At 66.2% G+C, this 20,456-nt stretch carries 16 protein-coding genes; 5 read left to right on the top strand and 11 right to left on the bottom strand.

What is annotated here, in order from left to right; translation table 11 throughout:
• The first annotated feature begins 353 nt into the window (after nucleotides 1-353).
• From uvrA to EL249_RS03995, 3 genes are all read left to right on the top strand, one after another.
• Nucleotides 354-3,236 (top strand): excinuclease ABC subunit UvrA, encoded by a 2,883-nt coding sequence (gene uvrA / locus EL249_RS04005; RefSeq protein ID WP_040531722.1) that lies wholly within the window; start codon nucleotides 354-356, stop codon nucleotides 3,234-3,236.
• Between the two features lie 245 nt (nucleotides 3,237-3,481).
• On the top strand, nucleotides 3,482-4,762 hold the full coding sequence (locus tag EL249_RS04000; RefSeq protein ID WP_005674202.1) for a hypothetical protein: 1,281 nt from the start codon (nucleotides 3,482-3,484) through the stop codon (nucleotides 4,760-4,762).
• 230 nt (nucleotides 4,763-4,992) lie between these two features.
• A complete protein-coding gene (locus EL249_RS03995) occupies nucleotides 4,993-6,120 on the top strand; it encodes a hypothetical protein (RefSeq protein WP_005674203.1) in 1,128 nt (375 codons plus the stop codon).
• Between the two features lie 148 nt (nucleotides 6,121-6,268).
• On the opposite strand, the gene EL249_RS03990 is transcribed toward EL249_RS03995, so the two are convergent.
• Nucleotides 6,269-6,769: a hypothetical protein gene (locus tag EL249_RS03990; RefSeq protein WP_126348074.1), complete on the bottom strand. Its 501-nt coding sequence runs from the start codon at nucleotides 6,767-6,769 to the stop codon at nucleotides 6,269-6,271.
• A 31-nt stretch (nucleotides 6,770-6,800) separates the two neighbouring features.
• Between EL249_RS03990 and EL249_RS03985 the strand changes: the two genes are divergently transcribed.
• The gene (locus EL249_RS03985; protein ID WP_126348073.1) at nucleotides 6,801-7,562 is read left to right on the top strand and encodes a hypothetical protein; all 762 of its coding nucleotides are present in this window, start codon (nucleotides 6,801-6,803) and stop codon (nucleotides 7,560-7,562) included.
• A gap of 390 nt (nucleotides 7,563-7,952) precedes the next feature.
• The gene (locus EL249_RS03980; protein WP_005674205.1) at nucleotides 7,953-9,011 is read left to right on the top strand and encodes a hypothetical protein; all 1,059 of its coding nucleotides are present in this window, start codon (nucleotides 7,953-7,955) and stop codon (nucleotides 9,009-9,011) included.
• Nucleotides 9,012-9,018: 7 nt separating this feature from the next.
• On the opposite strand, the gene EL249_RS03975 is transcribed toward EL249_RS03980, so the two are convergent.
• The 10 genes from EL249_RS03975 to EL249_RS03930 all read right to left on the bottom strand — a co-directional run bounded on the left by EL249_RS03975 (nucleotide 9,019) and on the right by EL249_RS03930 (nucleotide 20,455).
• Nucleotides 9,019-9,870, bottom strand: a complete 852-nt coding sequence (locus tag EL249_RS03975) for an ABC transporter ATP-binding protein (RefSeq protein ID WP_050781924.1) — start codon at nucleotides 9,868-9,870, stop codon at nucleotides 9,019-9,021.
• Between the two features lie 26 nt (nucleotides 9,871-9,896).
• Nucleotides 9,897-10,916 (bottom strand): FecCD family ABC transporter permease, encoded by a 1,020-nt coding sequence (locus tag EL249_RS03970; RefSeq protein ID WP_005674207.1) that lies wholly within the window; start codon nucleotides 10,914-10,916, stop codon nucleotides 9,897-9,899.
• Entirely contained in the window at nucleotides 10,916-12,124 is a 1,209-nt protein-coding gene (locus EL249_RS03965) for an ABC transporter substrate-binding protein (RefSeq protein ID WP_197721603.1), read from the bottom strand. The genes EL249_RS03970 and EL249_RS03965 overlap by 1 nt, the downstream gene beginning before the upstream one ends.
• A gap of 226 nt (nucleotides 12,125-12,350) precedes the next feature.
• Entirely contained in the window at nucleotides 12,351-12,959 is a 609-nt protein-coding gene (locus tag EL249_RS03960; RefSeq protein WP_197721602.1) for a CDP-alcohol phosphatidyltransferase family protein, read from the bottom strand.
• Nucleotides 12,960-13,195: 236 nt separating this feature from the next.
• Entirely contained in the window at nucleotides 13,196-15,286 is a 2,091-nt protein-coding gene (locus EL249_RS03955; RefSeq protein ID WP_005674211.1) for a DUF898 family protein, read from the bottom strand.
• Nucleotides 15,287-15,293: 7 nt separating this feature from the next.
• A complete protein-coding gene (locus EL249_RS03950; RefSeq protein ID WP_005674212.1) occupies nucleotides 15,294-16,253 on the bottom strand; it encodes a class II aldolase/adducin family protein in 960 nt (319 codons plus the stop codon).
• A gap of 13 nt (nucleotides 16,254-16,266) precedes the next feature.
• Nucleotides 16,267-16,662, bottom strand: a complete 396-nt coding sequence (locus EL249_RS03945; RefSeq protein ID WP_005674213.1) for an RNA-binding S4 domain-containing protein — start codon at nucleotides 16,660-16,662, stop codon at nucleotides 16,267-16,269.
• On the bottom strand, nucleotides 16,659-17,228 hold the full coding sequence (locus EL249_RS03940) for an adenine phosphoribosyltransferase (protein WP_005674214.1): 570 nt from the start codon (nucleotides 17,226-17,228) through the stop codon (nucleotides 16,659-16,661). Before EL249_RS03940 ends, EL249_RS03945 begins: the two co-directional genes overlap by 4 nt.
• Before the next feature lie 231 nt (nucleotides 17,229-17,459).
• Nucleotides 17,460-18,824 (bottom strand): amidase family protein, encoded by a 1,365-nt coding sequence (locus EL249_RS03935; protein WP_005674215.1) that lies wholly within the window; start codon nucleotides 18,822-18,824, stop codon nucleotides 17,460-17,462.
• Between the two features lie 146 nt (nucleotides 18,825-18,970).
• Nucleotides 18,971-20,455, bottom strand: a complete 1,485-nt coding sequence (locus tag EL249_RS03930; RefSeq protein WP_005674216.1) for a glutamate synthase subunit beta — start codon at nucleotides 20,453-20,455, stop codon at nucleotides 18,971-18,973.
• Nucleotide 20,456: the final 1 nt, after the last annotated feature.

The following is a 20,456-nucleotide window of genomic DNA, read 5'->3' as shown; positions in this document are numbered from 1 at the left end:
TGATATGGGGAATAGGGTCGTCGTGGCTACCACAATGGTATCAGTGGCTCGCCCGCTCTCCCCTCGGGCGAAAGCCCCCCGCCGCCTCGTCGTCCAATGCGCCGACACAGAGGCGCGATTTCGCGCCGGAATTCGCCCCACCGTCTCATCGTCCAGCGCACCGACACCGCTGACCAGCATCCGCCATGCCGTGTTCCGTACAACGGCAGCCCTGCGCGGCCCCCCGATCAATTGGGTATAGTGTCAGGTTCGCCTCGTTACGGGATCCGCAGGACACCCATCCCGACCGCATGACCACCAAGACTTCCCGCCCGCAGCCTGCCCCTCACGCCCATCCGGACATCGACCGGCCGATGATCCGCGTACGCGGCGCACGCACCCACAACCTGAAGAACATCTCGCTCGACATCCCGCGCAACCAGCTGGTGGTCATCACCGGCCTGTCGGGCTCGGGCAAGTCGTCCCTGGCCTTCGACACCCTGTACGCCGAAGGACAGCGCCGGTACGTGGAGTCACTCTCGGCCTATGCCCGGCAGTTCCTGCAGCTGATGGAAAAGCCCGATGTCGACCTGATCGAGGGACTGTCGCCCGCCATCGCCATCGAGCAGAAGTCCACCAGCCACAACCCGCGCTCCACGGTGGGTACCGTCACCGAGATTCACGACTACCTGCGGCTGCTGTTCGCCCGCACCGGCACCCCCTACTGTCCGGACCACCCTGACCAGCGGCTGGAGACCCAGACCGTCTCGCAGATGGTGGACGCCATCATGGCCCTGCCCGAGGACACCCGGCTGATGATCCTGGCGCCCGTGGTCCAGAACCGCAAGGGCGAACATCTGGAACTCTTCGAGCAGCTGCAGGCCCAGGGTTTCGTGCGCGTGCGCATCCGCAGCGAGGGCGGCGCCGACGGCGCCGAACAGGGCGCAGACAGCGCAGGCCGCATCCACGAGCTGGACCAGGTGCCCGAGCTGAACCGCAGCCAGAAGCACACCATCGACGTGGTGGTCGATCGCCTGAAGGTGAACGACGGCATCCGCCAGCGGCTGGCCGAATCGCTGGAAACGGCGCTGAACCTGGCCAATGGCCGCGTCATCGCCCAGCCCATGGACGAAGGCCCCGAGCGCGCCATGCTGTTCTCGTCACGCTACGGCTGCCCCATCTGCAACTGGTCGCTACCCGAGCTGGAGCCGCGCCTCTTCTCGTTCAACAACCCGCTGGGCGCCTGCCCGGAATGCGACGGCCTGGGTCACACGCTGTTCTTCGATCCCGAGCGGATCGTGCAGTTTCCCAACCTGAGCCTGGGCGCCGGCGCCGTGCGCGGCTGGGACCGGCGCAACCAGTTCTACTACCAGCAGCTGCAGAGCCTGGCCATCCACTACGGCTTCAACCTGGACCTGCCCTTCGAGGAACTGCCCGAGAAGGTCCGCAGCATCCTGCTGTTCGGTTCGGGCAGCGAGACCATCACCTTCACCACGCTCAGCGCCAGCGGCAAGCCCTCCACCGAGACCCGTCCCTTCGAAGGCATCGTCCACAACTTCGAGCGCCGCTACCGCGAGACCGATTCAGCCAACGTGCGCGATGAACTGGCCAAGTTCCAGCACACCCGCACCTGCCCCGCCTGTCAGGGCACCCGCCTGCGCATCGACGCCCGCAACGTGCGCGTGGGCCCCGCCGGGCATGACAAGCCCATCTGGGAGATCAGCGCCTGGACGCTGGGCGAGGCTGCCCACTGGTTCGAGCACCTGAAACTGGAAGGCGCCAAGGCCGCCGTCGGCGAGCGGATCATCCGCGAGATTGCCAGCCGCCTGCGCTTTCTGAACGACGTGGGCCTGCAGTACCTGTCGCTGGAACGCTCGGCCGACACCCTGTCCGGCGGCGAGGCCCAGCGCATCCGGCTGGCCTCGCAGATCGGCTCCGGGCTGACCGGCGTGATGTACGTGCTGGACGAGCCCTCCATCGGCCTTCACCAGCGCGACAACGACCGGCTGCTCTCCACCCTCACCCACCTGCGTGACCTGGGCAACTCGGTGCTGGTCGTCGAGCATGACGAAGACGCCATCCGCGCCGCCGACCACGTGGTCGACATGGGCCTGGGTGCCGGCGAGCACGGTGGCGAGGTCATTGCCCAGGGCACCGTGCAGGACATCATCAATGAACCCGAATCCCTCACCGGCCAGTACCTGGGCGGCGCCCTGAAGATTGCCGTGCCCACCGAGCGCAAGGCGCCTGACCGGCGCTGGATCCGCATTCTGGATGCCAGCGGCAACAACCTGAAGGAAGCGCGCATCGACATTCCCGTGGGCCTGATGGTGTGCGTCACCGGTGTCTCGGGCAGCGGCAAGTCCACCCTCATCAACGACACCCTGTACAAGACGCTGGCGCAGAAGCTCTACCGCGCCCAGGCGGAACCTGCCCCCTGCCGCCAGATCGACGGTCTGGACCACTTCGACAAGGTGATCGCCGTCGACCAGAGCCCCATCGGTCGCACCCCGCGCAGCAACCCTGCCACCTACACCGGGCTCTTCACGCCCATCCGCGAACTGTTTGCCGGCGTGCCCTCCGCCCGCGAGCGCGGCTATGGCCCGGGGCGCTTCTCGTTCAACGTGCGCGGAGGCCGCTGCGAGGCCTGCGAAGGCGACGGCATGATCCGCGTGGAAATGCACTTCCTGCCCGATGTGTACGTCCCCTGCGACGTGTGCAAGGGCCAGCGCTACAACCGCGAGACGCTGGAGATCCACTACAAGGGCAAGAGCATTGCCGACGTGCTGGACATGACGGTGGAAGAGGCTCACACCTTCTTCGAGTCCGTGCCGCAGATCAGCCGCCGCCTGCAGACCCTGCTGGACGTGGGCCTGGGCTACATCCGCCTGGGCCAGAGTGCCACCACGCTGTCCGGCGGCGAGGCCCAGCGCGTCAAGCTCTCGCAGGAGCTGTCCAAGCGCGACACCGGCCGCACCCTGTACATCCTGGACGAGCCCACCACGGGCCTGCACTTCCACGACATCGCCCTGCTGCTGAAGGTGCTGACCAGCCTGCGCGATCAGGGCAACACGCTGGCCATCATCGAGCACAACCTGGACGTGATCAAGACCGCCGACTGGCTCATCGACATGGGCCCCGAAGGCGGTGCGGGTGGTGGCCACCTGGTGGCAGCCGGCACGCCCGAGACCGTGGCAGCCTGCGAGGCCAGCCACACAGGACGGTATCTGCGACCACTGCTGGGCATGAAGCCATGAGCCTTCTGCCGCCGGGGCGAGAAGGAACCGCCAGACGGTTCACCCCCGGCGCAGATCATCCGATGACTGTCGGATCAAGGCGACAGGATTTGTAACCGCACCCCGGGCTGGCTTACAAATCGACGCGCAACAGACGATGCCCGCCCTACGAGGCATCGCACCCCCAGGCTTTGGGTCTAAGCTTGGCGCCACGACATTCCGCGACATTACGTCGCCACGGAACAACATTTCGAGAAGCGCCATCCATGAAGACCCCTGCACACCTGTCATGCAGCGTTGCCGCCCTTGCCCTCCTTCTGGCCGCCTGCGGTGGCGGCGGTGGCAATGACAACAACGACAAGGCCGTATCGGCCAGCCCTGTCGCGCCTGTGAATCCGGTCGCGCCGGCGAACTCGGGGAGTGGGATCACCGACAGCACGCCGCCAGCATCCAGCCCTGATACGCCGTCTCCCGCGCTTTCCGATAACCGCGCACGTGGAAACCCCAACACGGCCACCCCACCGGTCGACAACGAGGTGACACCTCCGGCCGCTCAGCCTCAGCCTCAGCCTCAGCCTCAGCCTCAGCCTCAGCCTCAGCCGCAACCGCAACCGCAACCGCAACCGCAACCGCAACCGCAACCGCAACCGCAACCAGCCAATCCTGCACTCACGCCTCCCGCGGCGGATAGCACGGCAAGCGGCACCCCCACCACGGAACCGGTACCCCTTGTTTCGGCGCAGGGCGTGCGCGGTGACGTGCTGCTGACCATGCTGGATCAGCGATCCTGCAAGCCCTTTGGAACCTTGAGTGCATCCCACGATGGTCCCAGCCTGGAAAACGACGGAGACTTCCCTCCCCCATGGATCAGCCACTCGCTCTCGGCGGAGAATTACCTCATCAACCCCGAACACCGAAGCACCTACGAACACTCTCCCGTTCCGGGCGCACTCTGCCCGCCCGTCCTCATCTACACCCCGGCTGCCACCGGCGTGTACACCTATCGTCTGAACAGCTCCATCTACGGGCGATTCACCTCACCGGACTCACGCCCTCGGGGCTTCAGCATGATGCACACCAGCATCCCGGTTGCCATTTCCCAGGACGCCATCATCATTGGAAGCCGCATCGAAGCAACAGCCAACGCCTACTGGGGCAAGACCTTCAGGGATGCGAATCCGGATGGTCAGCCCAAAGACACCGAATATAACTTCGGCCAATCCCCAAGCAGCAAGACCATCGGATTGAACAGCTTCGTGCCGATCGGCGTGCTGACAACATGGAAGGACGAATCCCCTGGAGGCGATTCCTACACCATGACGACTCACATGATGCTGCTGCCCGGAAGCCATGCGCGGCAGGCCAAACTGTGCTTCGACACCTACATGAAGTACGTGAAGCGACTGCATTGCACCGTATGGACCGTGCCCGAGAACTGGAAACGGGGCCTGGAACTCAAGGATGACGGCCAGTACATCGTGGATGACCGCTCGACCTATCCCGGAGAGTCCGGCCTGCTTTACTGGCGCACAAGCGGCCGTGATTGATCCGGCCTGAGCGGGTCCACATACCACAACAGTCACGTGGGCCCGCCACCACACCCACCCACCGTCCAGCCGCAGTCTGCCGCCGTCGCATCGGTTGCCGCCGCGGCAGGCCCCCCTGTTCTGCGGTCTGTCTCTATGCTGCCGGGCATCACCTCGGCGCCCGAGAGCATGGATGGCCAGAATGCCCCTGACTCCTGGATACGCCCCCCTTACAGCCCGGGAGAACATTCATGATGAAGAACAGGTTCCGTGTTCCGATGACGGCCGCTGCGCTGGCGCTGCTGCTGACCGCCTGCGGAGGCGGTGGTGGTGGCGGTACGGAAGGCAAGGCCGTGTCGGCCAGCCCGCAAGCTCCGACGCACCTCGACCCCATCGCCGGCGCCGTCAGCGCCCCCAATCCGGGCAGCAGCAACAATGCGACATCCACGCCGGTCGCACCGACTGCCAGCCCCGCGACGCCGACCGTCACGCCCGACGATGACCGTGCGGGCCGCAACCAGGCCGCCAGCCCCGACGGAAACCAGCCCCCCGCCCCCAGCGCCGTGGCCGCGCTGTCGCCCCAGGGCGTGCGTGGTGAAGTGCTGCTGAGCATGCTGGACCAGCGGCCGTGCGACAACTTCGGTGTGCTGTCGTTTGCTCCTGATGGGAACCCGGTGCCTGAAGCCCAGGACGACACGCCCGAAACGGTCTTCGGCACCACGCTGTCGCAACCCGGCAACCACGAGACGGGCAGCAACTACGTGCGCCGCCCTGGTGTCGACGGCAATCCGTCGCATGCGCCCAATGCCATCTGCAGCGACGACCAGATGTACGCGCCGGCCCGTCCCGGTACCACCTATGTGATTCACCAGGACAGCAACCCGGTCTATCGCTTCACGCCGGCCTCCGTGAAACGCGGCTTCCATTACTTCGGCGCTCGGCTGTCGCTGCGGGTCAGCAACGACGAGTTCAGCATCGGCAATGTCGTGCACCTGGCCGAGAAGCAGGATCCGGGCCGCGCTTATGCCGAGGCCCATCCGGAAGCCCAGGAACCGGACGTGCAGCGCTATGAATGGACCGCCGACAGTGACCTGACCATCCGCAACGGCGCCCTGGTGCCCTTCGGCATGCTGAAGGAATGGAAGGAAGGCAATCTTTCCTACCAGATCATGCTGGTGCGCGGTGAGCAGCCCGGTCAGGCCAAGCTGTGCTGGAACACCCACCTGCAGCACGTGAAACGTCTGCACTGCACCGTCTGGAACGTGCCCACCAACTTCCGCCAGGGCACGCTGATGAAAGTGCAGCAATACGTGGCGGACGATCGCAGCACCTACGAGGGCGAGAAAGGCACGTCCTACTGGCGTGCCGGCAACAACTGATCAGGTCAGCCCCGCCCCTGCCTGCTTCCTGCAGGCCTCGGACCGCCTGCCCGGCCTTTGCCGGCAGGCGGTTCCTGCATTCATGGCCTGCCCCCTACGTGAATTCATTGCTGCGAACACGCCACAAGAGCCCTTAAATTTGTAACAGTCATTTCCAGTCGCTGACGATTTGATGCGCTTTTACCCAAGCAGACGCATCGCTCTCGATCTGCAGCCAGTGTTCCCCGTATCCTGTCCTTGAGGACGGCGTCGCCGGGACGCAGTACGTCCCGATCGCCGTTGCCGTGTTCGACGACAGGAGGTTCATGATGCAGACATATCGACTTGGGGCCCCGCTGACGGCCGCCGCACTCTCCCTGCTGCTGGCTGCCTGCGGCAGTGGCAGCGATGGCAGTGATTCGAGCCTGCGGACCGTTTCCTCCAGCCCGCGAGCCCCCGTTGCCAGCACCACGGGCACGACTGCAGATTCGACGACATCAACCGGCGCAGCAAGCCAGACAGACACGGGTACCACGACCGGCAGCGCAGGCACGACGGATACGGTCGCCGAGACCGGCACGAACACGAGCGCTTCGACCGGGTCGGCAAGTGCAAGGGGCGCCAACAGCACCACGAACAATGGTTCTGCCAGCACGGCTGCTGCGCTCATCTCCTCGACCGGCGTTCGTGGCGACGTGCTGATGACGATGCTGGACCAGGTGCCCTGCAACCAGGATCCGTCCGAGACCAGTGCCGTGGACGGCCCAGCCTACCCCCGTTCAAAGAACGAGGTGTCGGATGCCAAGATCCAGTTCAGCCTGGATCCGAGCACCTACAAGGAGAACCCGGATTTCAAGTGGCCGCCCAATGGCGCCATCTTCCTGAGCCGGCCCTGCAACGCCTTCCTGTACCAGCCGGCCAAGCCGGGCACCTACGTGCTGAACGTGGCCTCCTACGCCTTCAGCCGGACCCGCCCGGTGAACCTGAACAAGGGCTTCAACAACATCGCACTCACGCCGCAGCTCACCGTCACGGCCAGCGGCGCCTCACTCTCGGCGAACATGCCGGCCAGCGCACAGCGTGACCGGAATCCCTACCCGGACAACGTGCAGGCCACCCTGAAGCCCGAGAATGAGGATGCCACGCTCAAGGCCGACGGCGCCTTCGCCTTCAAGCTGTCCGACACGGTGGCATTCACCAATGTGCTCAAGCAATGGCGCTCGGGCCAGAGCACGGTGCAGCTGATGCTGCTGCCCGGCCAGAGCAATCAGGCCAAGCTGTGCTGGAACATCGACATGCAGATCGTGAAGCGACTGCAATGCCAGGTGTGGCAGGTACCCGCCAACTGGAAGCGCGGCCAGGAGCTGAAGGAAGTCGACCAGTACATCGTCGATGACCGCAGCGTCTACCCGAACGAGAGCGGTGTGCGCTATTTCCGCACGGCGGTGCAGCAGCAGCCCTGAGGCTTGATGCGATCCTCCCCAAAACGCCCCGAATGCCGGGGCGTTTTTGCATTCATGCACCGCATTCCCCTCTGCATGGTCCCCGTTCAGAACGGCACCATGCACTTCCGGACACGATTCGCAACCCCATGAATCATGGGATGCGGGTTGTTTTAACGAATCGTTTCCGGAATTTTCAGCCTTCGGCCGAGTGTCATATTTCGGGCTGCATCTCCTTCCACCATGCAAGAGCCGTCGGCGCGCCTGAAGCCCTTTTCAGGACGTTTGACTGTTGAGCCTGCCCGGCGACCCGACTGGGACACCAGACGGTATTCATCTGCCCGGCATGCGCCACGCCGCCACGGCATCAGGTTCCACCAACGCATCTAGGCTATTTGCCGGGAGACTCCCATGAACCGACCTGATCTTCGTCTGTCCCTGACGGCCGCCGCACTGTTGACCGCCCTGGCTGCCTGCGGTGGCAGCTCCGATTCGGCGGACAGCAACACCGCGACCAAGTCCCTGCCGGGCACGGAAAACGCTAGCGCACTGGCCACGAAGGATGTGCAGCCTGCGGCCAGTGAGAGCGCCGTCACCCGCGATCCCGCTGCAGCCGCTGCCACCCAGGCCAGCCAGCCTCGGGAAGGCACACCGGCCTCGGCGCCCATTTCCAACGACAGCGTGCGCGGCGACGTGCTGCTGACCATGCTGGATCAGAAGGCCTGCGCCATGGCCGTTCTGGCCTCCGGACTGGATGGCCCCCGTGCCGACAAGGCAGTCTCGGACCAGTATCCGGAGATCAAGACGGATGTCATTCTGGAACCCAGCAACTATGTCAGACGGCCGGATGCGCCGACGCAGCCGAGCAGCTGGATGTTCGATGCATCATGCTCCAGCACCCATACGGCCTACCAGCCTGCTGCCGCCGGCAAGCACACCATCAACGAATACAGCACGCCGTATTACTACAACAACACCAGCATGACGCAGCGCCGCTTCAACTACTGGACGGCCAAGGTCCCGCTGGAAGTGACGGCTGACGGCTTCAGCGTGGGCGCACAGACCCAGGTTTCGGCCAGGTTCGATCCGGCGAAGCCGGGCGGTGGACGCGTCGACAACGTGCCTGCTCCCGTGGAATCGGCCCTCTCCACGGACAAGCCCTTCTCGGCCAAGCTGACATCGGAAGTGCCCTATGGCACGCTGGTTCAGTGGGCCGATGCGGCCGGCCACAACGACCAGCTGATGCTGCTGAAGGGCAACGAGGGCGTTGCCAAGCTGTGCTGGAACGGCAATACCACCCACGTTCGCCGCCTGCATTGCACGGCGTGGTCAGTGCCCCAGAACTGGAAACGCGGTGACAAGCTGAACTTCGTGGACCAGTACGTGGTGGAAGACCGTGCCCCCTATGCCGGCGAATCCGGGCTGATCCACTACTCCGCAAAGGCCTACGCGGGTACCGACGCGAAGTAAGGCTGCCTCAGCCATTCTCCGACGAAGGGATGCCGCGCACCGCCTCCCGCAGGATGTGGATATGCGGCCCTGCGTGAAAGGGTGAAGCCATCACGCGGGCTTCGACACGGAACACGTCGCGTAGAAGCGCTTCGGTCAGCACGTCGGTCGGGGTGCCATGCGCGACGATCTTGCCCTGCTGCATCACGATCAGCGCATCGCAGAACATGGCGGCATGGTTCAGATCATGCAGCGCAATGATGCTGGTGATGGGCAATGCCGCCACCAGACGCATCAGGCTCACCTGATGCTGGATGTCCAGATGGTTGGTAGGCTCGTCCAGGAAGAGTTCCTTCGGTTCCTGCGCCAGGGCGCGTGCGATGTGGGCACGCTGACGTTCGCCACCAGACATGCTCTGCCAGCCGTCCAGACGTTTGTGGTCGATGCCAGTATGTGCCATGGCACGTTCGACAGCGTTTTCATCCGCCTGTGTCCAGCCCGACAGAAAGCTGCGGTGCGGAAATCGCCCCAGTTTCACCACGTCGATGACACGCAGATTGGCCGTGGTGCTGGCATGTTGCTCCACGAAAGCCACGCGCTGCGCCAGCCGTCGGCGCGGCATGCGATGAATATCCTGTCCATCCAGCAGAACACGGCCGGCAAGAGGTTTCCTCAGCCCTGCCAGGAGGCGCAGCAAGGACGTCTTGCCGGAACCGTTCGGCCCCAGCAGACCCAGCGTCTGCCCCTGCGGAACATGGAAGGACACACCATCGACCACCGTCTTGCGGCCGATCTTCCAGACCAGGTTCTCGGCCGTGATGCTGACCGCGTGAGTCTGTCCTCTTGCGGTGTCTGTGCTTTCTTCAAAGGCTTCAGTCATCGGCGGGTTCATGGATTCATGAGGATTCATGCAGCACGCTGCATTCGGTAAAGCACGACCGAGAAGAACGGCACGCCCACGAGCGCCGTGACGACCCCCACCGGCAGCACCTGTTGATCCACCAGAACGCGCGAGCCGATGTCGGCCAGCACCATGAAGACGGCGCCGGCCAGCGCGCAGGCTGGCAGCAATCGCGCATGCAATGGCCCCACCACGTAGCGTGCGGCGTGTGGCACCACCAGGCCCACGAAGCCGATGGACCCCACCATGCTGACGATGGTGGCCGTCATCAGTGCAGTGAGCGCGAACAGCACCAGCCGTGCAGCGGTGACATTGACGCCCAGTGCCGATGCCGCTTCATCACCGAAGGCGAAGGCATCCAGCACACGCGCATACATCAGGCACCCCACCAGGCCCACCGAGATGACCAGCGCCAGCAAAGCAAACTCCGGCCAGCGTACGCCGCCGAAGCTTCCCAGCAACCAGAACATCACGTCGCGTGCCTGCTGGGCGTTGGCAGCCGTGGTAACGATGTAGGCAGTCACGGCGTTGAAAAGCTGCGAGGCAGCCACACCGGCCAGGATGGTGCGATCCGGACCGCTGCGCATGGCGTTGGACAGGAGCGCCACAAAGAAGAATGCGGCGAATGCGCCGGCGAAGGCGCCCATCGACAGGCCAACGACACCCACACCCATACCCAGGATGACAATGAGCACCGCGCCGGTGGATGCGCCTGCGGATATGCCCAGCACGTAGGGTTCAGCAAGCGGATTGCGCAGCAACGCCTGCATCACCGCTCCGGAAAGCGCCAGCCCGGCGCCACAGAAGGTGGCGGCCAGTGCGCGGGAAAGTCGATAGTCCCAGATCACCGTCTCATGGATGCGACTGATGTCGACCTGCGTCCAGCCCAGCCGGTTGGTGATGGCATGTCCGGTCGTCGACAGTGGAATGGGCAGATCTCCGATGCCGACGCTCACACCAACGACCAGGGCGATGACGAGCAGCGCCGCAACCAGCAGCGTGCTCCATAGGGCCAGCGTGCGCATCAACGGGCTTCAGACTTGCCCGAAGAAGCGCCGGATTTCTTCGAACCGGGTACCTTCGACGATGCACCGCTTGCCTGTGAAGCCGCCTGATCCTGCAGCGCCCTGGCCACCTGCTCGGCCCCGTAGATGGTGCGCACCGACGGATTCATGGCCGAACCATCCATCACGATCAGTCGCCCGCTCTTCACTGCCGGCATTTCACGCGTAGCAGTATCGGACGTGAGGAACGCGATCTTGGCCTGAGGCTTGTCCAGCTCCCAGCGGTTGCGATCCAGGCTGGCCACCACGATCACGTCCGGATGAGTGGCGATGATGCTTTCCCAGCTCATCGTCGGCCACTCGGTCTCGTTGGTGACGGCATTCGTACCCCCCAGAAGATCGGCAATGTAGCCCGACGCACCATTCTTGCCGGCTACATAGGCATCAGCGGACGGTGACGGACTGGAGAACCAGAAGAGGAAGGACGGCCTGGTCTTGCCTGCCACCAACCCTTTTGCGGCCAGGGCGCGCACTTTCGCTTCACGCGCCTTCAGGTCGGCGATCAGAGCCTGACCGCGATCAGGCACGTCGAAGATGCGCGACAGCTCATCAATCTCCCGGTAGAGAAGCTCGGGATTCCAGAGCTGGTCACGGCTGCCGTAGGCATCCTTGGCCGTTCCGCTGGCCAGGCAGGTACCAGGTGCCAGGTAGGTGGGCACATCCATCTTCTGGAAGTCTTCGCGCTTGGCCACCTTGCTGTTGGCCCCCATCAGGCTAGGCAGTGCAGCCGCCACGAAGTCGGGCTCCTCGGCCAGAATGGACTCGAATCGGGGCATCTCCACCGTCAGAAGCTTCACCTTGGCATTGGCGTCGGCCACCTGCGGCAGTACTTTGCTGGGCCAGAAGGCGGTGCCTGCCATGCGATCCTGCAGCCCCAGCAGCAAAAGGATCTCGGCACTGTTCTGACCCAGCGCGACGGCGCGCTCCGGAGCCTTGCGATAGGTAACCTTCTGGCCGCAGTTCTCCAGCGTGAGCGGGTAGTGCGTGTAAGAGGTCTGGCCAGCGGCGGTCTTCGTCGTACCGGCCGGCCGTACAAACGCAGAATCAGCCGCCCGCACATCGGCTACACCGGTGAGGCTCAGCAGGGAGACCAGCAGCGGCAGGGCCAGGATCGAGCGGGAAGCGAACAGGGATTTGGACATGGCATGAAAGAGAAACGAGACTGACACGCAATTCTCGTTCATTCCATCGTGCCAGAAGCGCAATGGCCCTTCAGTCGTTCAGCCCTCTGAACGAGCCCCACAGGCAGGCGCACCACGAGACAAATGCAGGACGATGCACGGTTCACCACCCAGTGGAGCTATTGGCGACAGAGCATCTCGTCATGCCCCGGTCCGGGAAAACGGCCGTACGGACTTGCTCAGCGTAGCCCAGGCCACATCGCATGCCCGCCAATCAGCGCAGCTGCGCGGCAATCCCCTTCAGGCGCGTGCCACAGGTGATCAGCGCACCGAGGGCCATCAGGATGAGCGCCAGGTGCAGCAGGCCGGTGGTCCCGAAGAGCGGTGACAGGAGGCAGGCGCCGGTCATGAGCGCCATGCGGTGCTGCTTGGCCATGGGGCCGCGGAAGCTCTGCACCAGCACCAGCGAGCCGCCCAGCACCCGCACGTAGGCGGTGCAGGCGGCCGCCAGTGCGGCCAGCCAGCCCAGCCACGGCACGCCCACGGCATACCCCAGGGACACGAGCAGCACCGAATCGGCCACACGGTCGGGCACTTCGTTGTAGAGCGCGCCGGTGGGCGTCTTGCGACCGCCTTCGACAGCGACCATGCCATCGATGAGATTGCACAACAGGCGCAGCTGGATGCCCACGGCACAGGCAATGCCCCCCCAACCGACGGGGCTGACCAGCAGGCAGACAGCCCCCAGGGCCGCAAACACGACGCTGGCCACCGAGATGCTGTTGGGCGTGATGCCGGCCTCGGCCATTCGACGCGCCAGCCGCTGGATGAACGGGTTGCCGCGCGCCTTGATGGGGCGGCGGTTGGCTTCAGTGGTATCCACGCCCGCGGTTGCCATCCTCAGGCCGGGGGCGGCATGAGCCGTGCATCCAGCATGGCTGGCCTGGCGGGAGGCGGCGTCGCTCGGGAACGGTTGTTCGTTGGGCATGGTAGAGACCGGTCGATGAGAACGGATCGACTATGCCCTCGCGCTTGCCGAAGATGAACACGGCAAGAGACCGGCGGCCCATGAAGGCCAACCGGCGGCGCAATCAAACAGCAGGACCCAATAGCGAGTGATTACTCACTTATGTCCTTGAAGGCTTCCAGCCTGCGGGCATCCACCGGCTGGGCAGACAAGCTGATGGGCACGCGCTGGGCGGCCACCATCCAGGCCGGGTTGGTGAAGCGTGCGGCTTCCAGGGCCTTCAGGAAATCGGCCATGACCTGGGGCGAATGGCCGTTGGCCCGCAGCATGCGAATGCTGCCCGCATCGGCCGCCTGCCGGATATTGGCGCCGTAGCCCTGGTAGAGCACGGTGTCGGCCCCCGAGGCCAGCAGGTCGTCCTGCCCCTGGCCAGTCAGCACCATCTTCACCGACTTGCGCAGCGAGGCCAGCAGCAGGATGCGTTGCGGATCCTGGTGGATGACGTGGGCCATCTCGTGCCCCAGCACGCCCACCAGCACAGCCGCGCGGTCGGGCTGACGGGCCGCCAGGCCCAGCAGCTCGTCGGTGATGAGGATGAGGTTGCCGGGCAGCGTCACGGCGTTGGGCCCCAGCACGTCGCCACCCCGCACGAACTGGATGCGGTAGGGCGGCAGCTCCCGGGGCTCCCAGCTCTTCTGCACGGCCGCCTGCAACCCTTCACGCAGGCGCTTCTGGGTCTCGATGGACAGCCGCGACGGCTGCACGCCCTCGCGCTGCAGGCGGGTCAGTGTGGCGTCGCCCAGGGCAGTGTCGAAGGCGGGCGGCATGGCACGCACCAACATGTCGCTGAGCACCGGCCTGCCATAGAGCGCCACCCAGACCGCGAACACCAGCGGGGCTGCCATGAGGCCCAGTGCCAGTACCCAGTGGGTGCGGGGCCTGGGAACGGCCAGGGGCGTTGCCGGCGGCGGGTTGACGGCCCCCTCGATGGGTTCGGTCAGCGACAGGACCCGCACGGACTCGCGCCGCAGGCGGGCCATGCGCACCACGCCGTAGGGGTAATACAACCCCAGGGTCAGCAGCGTGAGTACGTCACAGAAGAAGCCGGTGGCCATCAGCCGGCCTGCTGCCAGGTGGCCCTCGAAGGCATAGCCCCCCACCCGGAAGGTGCTCCAGGTCTTGTTCCAGAGCCGGGTGGAGAAGTAACGCCAACCCATCATCAGCAAGAGGCCGCAGCCCGCCAGCATCAGCAGCACCATGGTGGCGCGACAGGCGACGCACAGCCCGCCATCGGTGAGCACACTGCCGTCCAGCACCGAGACATCCAGTCGCAGGCTGCCGAACAGCGAATCGGCATCGGGCGCCAGGTTGGAGAGGTTCTCCAGGGTGCCCGGCGGCTCGATGCTGAGCAGCGACAGCAGCACCGGCCAGTTGGCGTAGACCAGACCGATGGCCAGGAAGGGCGCCGGCAGGATGAGCACCATCGCCACCAGAGCCGCCCGCAGCAGCGGCCAGAAATGCAGGCGGCTGCGGCCGACGCCGTCCGGATGGTGCACATGGCCCAGCCCGAAATGAACCGCGGCGTGATACCAGTTGGCCATGGCCAGCGCCACGGACAGGGCCACCATCCAGGGAATCAGCTCCTGCACCTCGGAGGTGAGACCGTAGCGGGATGTCCAGCTGCGGCCCAGCAGCCACAGCCGGAAGTTGTCCAGAAAGAGCGCGCTGATCAGCAAGCCGGCCGGCACCAGGGGCAGACACATGCGGATCCAGACCAGGCAGGCTGTCAGCAGGTCACCCTGGAAGTCCAGCGGTGCGCCACGCCAGCCCACCAGGCCCAGACGGGCCCGCCAGCCGGTGTACAGCCACAGCGGGCCGCTGATGCCGAAGAGCGCCACCAGCATGGGCCACCCGAAGATGCCCATGGAGCGGGTGATGAACAGCCACAGGCCAATGATGAAGGCGCCCACGGCCAGCGGCTGCCAGCGCGGGGGCCAGACGCCGGGCAGCGGCGCCTGCTGCAGGTCGGCCAGCCGATGCGCGCCGACCCAGGTATTGGCATCCAGGAACAGCCAGCGACGCCGACGCAGCCAGGGCCAGTACAGGCCACCGGTCAGCATCATGCACAGCAGGTCGGCGATCCAGATACGGAAATAGTCGTTGCCCTGGCCGGAAAAGCGCACACCGACCCCGCCGACCGGAACCGGCGGCGTCCGCGCGGTAGCGTCCCTGCCGGTCTCCATGGCGATATCAGCGGGTTCGGATGGGCATCACCCGCACGCCGCCCACCTGAAGCGCCTGCCAGTAGATGCGACACAGCGCTTCCAGCTGGCGGGCCAGCGAGACCGCTGCCCGAGGATTGGGGCCGACGGTGAGCAGACCGTAGTGGGCCACCAGGCAGGCATTGCCGCCGCCCAGGGCCTGCAGGATCATCTGCTGCGCGCTGGCGATGCAGGCGGCCGGACTGCCGGCCGGCTCGACGCCATATTCCCCGAACGGGTCATCGGCAAAGGCCTGGGCCAGCTCGTCGGCCGGCGTGCCGGCTGCCGGAGCAGCCCCCGCCAGCACGGCATAGACGCCGGCCGGGCAGCAAGCGATCTGCGGACGGCCCGAGAGTGCGACCATCGGGTGAAAGAACGGGATGCCATCAAGCTGCACGTCGCGGCAGCAGGCCAGCGTGGCGGCAAAGGGGGACGCCACCAGCGCCACCGCACCGGCATCGGGCCGATGTGCATAGATGCCGCCGTGCAGCCCCGCCACATCCGCCTCATCCAGCGGATGCCAGACGGCCAGCTCCAGGGCTTCGCATTCCGGGCCGCGGGCGCTGCCCGGCGCCTGGCTCTCGTTGAACCATGCCGGGTCTGCTTCCACTGCGCCCTCGGCGAAGGGGAACTCTCCGGTTGCCAGGGCATCGTGGCCGGCACCGTCGGCCGGCATGCCATCGAAGGCGGAAACGTCATGCCCGGCCAGGCCGGCCGATGCGCCCCAGGGAGCAGCTGTCGCGCCAGCTTCCCAGCCAGAGGTGGCAGGCAGGCAGGCCTGCGCGGCCGCACAGGCGCTCACGGGCACCAGCAGCAGCCCGTCGGCAGCCGGACGCGCCCAGCGCATCGAGACGGTGGCGCTGCCCAGCGGGTCCAGCCCGTCGTTGGCCAGGGAAGCCGCCTGCTGCAACAGCGTCAGACGGGCGGCGTTTTCGGAAGATGGGTTCATGAATGAAGAAAGATCAGTCCAGACGGATTCGGGAGAGTTCGCGCCGATCGCGCTTGGAAGGCCGGCCGTGCAGGCCCTGGGCCGGCTCACGCTCGAAGCGCCGGCGTTCGGCAGCAGCCTCGCGGGCGGCGACGGATTCCGGCGTTTCCTGGTAGAGCGTCTGCGCCACCGGCGCAGGCCCCCGAACGCTGGAAAGCGCCATCACCACCACTTCGCGCTGCACGTCACCCGTGCGGATGCGCAGCAGCTCCCCTCCCTTGAGCAGGCGCGCCACCTTGACGCGCTCGCCCTGGACCAGCACCCGGCCATTCTCGACGGCGTCCTGGGCCAGCGCACGCGTCTTGAAGAAGCGCGCGGCCCACAGCCATTTGTCGACCCTGACCGGTGCCGGTCCGGCATCCGCCCTCATTGTTCGGTTTCGGAAAAGCGCGCCAGCGCAAAGGTTGGCACGCCGGCCTCGCGCAGCTTGGCCGCCCCGCCCAGCTCGGGCAGTTCGATGATGGCCGCACCTTCCACCACTTCGGCGCCCAGCTGGCGCAACAGCTTCACGGCTGCCAGCATGGTGCCGCCCGTGGCGATCAGGTCATCGACCAGCAGCACCCGGTCGCCGGACTTGCAGGCGTCGATGTGCAGCTCGACCGTGGCCGTGCCGTACTCGAGATCATAGGTGGCCGAGACGGTCTCGAAGGGCAGCTTGCCCTGCTTGCGCACGGGCACGAAGCCCACGCCCAGCTGGTGTGCGATCAGCGGCCCGATGATGAAGCCCCGTGCATCGATGCCGGCCACCAGCGAGATGCCGGCCTCGGCGTAGCGCTCGACGAAGATGCGCGTCATGGCCCGCAGCAGGCGGGGATCCTGCAGCAACGGCGTGATGTCGCGGAACATCACCCCAGCTTTGGGCCAGTCGGGAATGGTACGGATATGACGCTTGATCTCGTCGAGTTCGGACATGACTATCTCGGTTGAAGGGCGCATGGGACCACCTGGCACAGGCTGTCCCGCTTCTAATGATACCGTCGATACCGGCCAACGACTGCCGGCGCGCGCCCTGCCCGGTGGATACGGCACCACATCCCGCCCGAGTGCCCCGGCGCTCCCCGGACGGCAACCGCGCCCACCGCCCGAGACGAAGCCGGGATCCCCGGGCCGACACCGCGCCCGGGGCACCTCGTGGACCCGATCCGGGACCCGATGGCGCGTGAGTGCTCAGCCCAGCGGCCAGCCCGCCTGCTCGGGACGCATGATCTCCAGCGTGCGCGACAGCCGCAGCACCCCCAGATCGTCGAAGCGATGGCCCACCACCTGCACCCCCACGGGGACCCCGTCGGCACCATGGCGCCAGTTCAGCGACGCCGCCGGATGCTCGGCAAAGTTCCAGGGGACCGTGAAGGCCACATGCGGCAGACCGTCCTGCGGGTCGTTGGTGGGCGACAGCGAGCCGGCCGCCCACGGCAGCACCGGCGAGACCGGCATCAGCAGATAGTCGTAGCCCATCATCGCCTCGTTGATGGCGGCGCGCATGCGCACGATGTCGGCCAGGGCCTGCATCACCTGCGGGCCACTGAAGCCCGGGGCACGGCGCCCGGCCCAGTCGACCACGAAGCCCGGCAGGCGAACCCGCTCGTGCTCGCTCATCGCCTCCAGATCCCTATGGGCACCGGCCTCCAGCAGCATCTGCATGCTCTCGAACATCTCCGGATCCAGGAAGCCGTCGATCATCTCGACACTGGCCCCGGCCGTCTGCAGCGCTCGGGCCGCTTCCTGCACCGCCAGGCGGATGGCGGGATCCACCGCCGGCCCCACCCCCATGTCGGTCAGCACCGCGATGGTCAGCGACTTCGGACTCATCCCGTCCACCCGCATCCGGTACTCCGGGCTCTCGGGCGGCAGGCAGGCAAAGTCACGGTCATCCGGGCGGGCCAGGATGTTCATCATCGCCGCCGCATCATGCACGCTGCGGGTGATCGGGCCCGCCACACGTCCCATGGCCGGTGCAGCCAGCGGCACCCTGCCCTGCGTGGGCTTGAAGCCGAACACACCGCAGAAGGCGGCCGGCATGCGCAGCGACCCGATCCGATCGATGGCCACATGCAGTGGCGCATAGCCCGCCGCACAGGCCACCGCCGCCCCGGCTGACGAACCGCCGGTGGTCAGCGCCGGCTGCCACGGGTTGCGCACCAGGCGACCCTCGATGCAGCGACCGGCCACCACCGCATCGTGCGCTGCCATCACCGTCTTGCCCAGCACCACGCAGCCGGCTTCCAGCAGCCGCGCCACCACCGGCGAGACGCCTTCCACTTCGTTGGCATATGACGGCAGCGAAATGTCCTCGCGCACCATCACCGGCACGCCATCCAGCGGCGACTGCGGCGCGTGTCTGCGCCAGCGTCGCTCGGAAGCGGCCGCGCTCTCCAGCGCGGCCTCGCGGCTCAGCACCCGAACCGCGCCCAGCTCCTCATCCTGCGCTGTCATGTGCTCGAACAGCGCCTCGGCCACCGCCACCGGCGAAGCCTCCTGCGCTGCATAGGCAGCGGTCAGCTTCTCGCTATCTGCTCCGATCCAGTCCGTCATTGATTCCTTCCCCGTCAGCCGCCGGCGACAGGGCCGGCATGCTGGCACTGTAGGCGGGGAAGGCCAAGCGGCCGCCCGGGTGCTGACCGACAGGCAGCGGGGGCCGATCGGCGTTCACGGGCGTGGCGACGGACCGTCAGTGACGCTCAGCGCGGCAGATCCGATGCCCCCATCAGGAAGGCATCCACCGCCCGGGCCGCCTGGCGGCCCTCGCGGATGGCCCAGACCACCAGCGACTGGCCGCGGCGCATGTCACCGGCCACGAAGACCCGTTCACGGCTGCTCTGATAGGCAGAATCGCCTTCCGTCGTGGCGCGGGCGTTGCCGCGCTCGTCGGTGGCCACATCGAAGGCCTTCAGCATCTGCGCCACCGGGTGCACGAAGCCCATGGCCAGCAGCACCAGATCGGCCTTCACCTCGAAGGTGGAACCGGGCACCTCTTCCATGGTCATCCGACCGGTGACGCGGTCCTTCACCCAGGCCACGCGGGCGCAGGTAAGCGACTTGACGTTGCCGTGGCCATCATCATTGAAGGCCTTCGTGGTGACGGACCAGTCGCGCTGGCCACCCTCATCGTGCGAGCTGGAGGTACGCAGCTTCACCGGCCAGTAGGGCCAGGTCAGCAGGCGGTTCTCGTGCTCGGGCGGCTTGGGCATCAGCTCGAACTGGGTGACGGAAGCTGCGCCCTGCCGGTGCGAGGTCCCCACGCAGTCCGATCCGGTATCGCCACCACCAATCACCACCACATGCTTGCCGGTGGCACGCAACTGGTTGGGCAACGAGTCGCCGGCCACCACGCGATTCTGCAGCGGCAGGAACTCCATGGCGAAATGCACGCCCTTCAGTTCACGTCCCGGGATGGGCAGGTCGCGGGGAACTTCCGAGCCACCGGCCAGCACGACGGCATCGAAGCTCTTCAGCAGCTTGCTGGCCGGCATCGTGCCCGTGGACAGGTTGCAGACCATGCCCGGGAAGTCGCTGGTGACAGCCACGCCGGTACGAAACTCCACGCCCTCCGCCTTCAGCTGGCCCACGCGCCGATCGATCAGCGTCTTGTCCAGCTTGAAGTCGGGGATGCCGTAGCGCAGCAGACCACCGATGCGGTCATTCTTCTCGAACACGGTGACCGCATGGCCGGCACGCGCCAGCTGCTGGGCACAGGCCAGCCCTGACGGGCCCGAACCCACCACCGCCACCCGCTTGCCGGTCTTGCGCGCCGCCGGCTGCGGCTTCACCCAGCCTTCGGCCCAGGCCTTGTCGATGATGGCGTGCTCGATGGACTTGATGCCCACCGCGTCGGTGTTGATGTTGAGCGTACAGGCCGCCTCGCACGGGGCCGGACAGATGCGCCCGGTGAACTCGGGGAAGTTGTTGGTGGCGTGCAGCACCTCGATGGCCTCGCGCCAGCGGTCCCGATACACCAGGTCATTCCAGTCGGGGATGATGTTGTTGACCGGGCAGCCGTTGTGACAGAACGGGATGCCGCAATCCATGCAGCGAGCCCCCTGCTGGCGTGCCTGGGCATCGTCCAGGTGCACCATGAACTCACGATAGTGCCGCACGCGCTCCGCAGCGGGTTCGGCCGCTTCCTGCAGCCGGGCGAATTCCAGAAATCCGGTGATCTTTCCCATG

It is taken from the genome of Lautropia mirabilis (assembly GCF_900637555.1).
Taxonomy (GTDB): Bacteria; Pseudomonadota; Gammaproteobacteria; order Burkholderiales; family Burkholderiaceae_E; genus Lautropia; species Lautropia mirabilis.
Note: the sequence above shows the minus strand (reverse complement) of the source record. Positions and strands in the feature narration are given on the sequence as shown.